This window comes from Gimesia chilikensis (assembly GCF_008329715.1).
In the GTDB taxonomy this organism is placed as follows: domain Bacteria; phylum Planctomycetota; class Planctomycetia; order Planctomycetales; family Planctomycetaceae; genus Gimesia; species Gimesia chilikensis.
Window position 1 is genome coordinate 1 of the sequence record NZ_VTSR01000040.1, and the last position, 316, is coordinate 316.

Annotated in this window: 1 pseudogene; it reads left to right on the plus strand. The window is 57.9% G+C overall.

The window, feature by feature from the left end:
- A pseudogene (locus FYZ48_RS29445) lies at positions 1-316 on the plus strand (hypothetical protein); the annotation flags it as partial.

Below are 316 nucleotides of genomic sequence, written 5' to 3' on the forward strand. Positions count from 1 at the left end.
CACGGGGACCAACACGCTGAACCTGGGAGCCATCACTCTGCCAGGATCGGGCGAATATACCGTCTCGTCTCCGCTGGGTACGACGACTCTGTTCGCCGGTCAGTCGACGACCTTCGAGATCTCGTTCAACAGCACCGGCGCCGCCGGTGTGGTTGCTGGTCCGGTCTCAATCGTTACGAACGACAGCGATGAGAATCCGTTCACGTTCAACATCACCGCTGAAATGACGGACGTGGTACTGATCGACAATGGTGATGTGGGCTACAGCAGCACCGGCAGCTGGAACACGCTGTACTACGATGCCCGTTACTTCGAA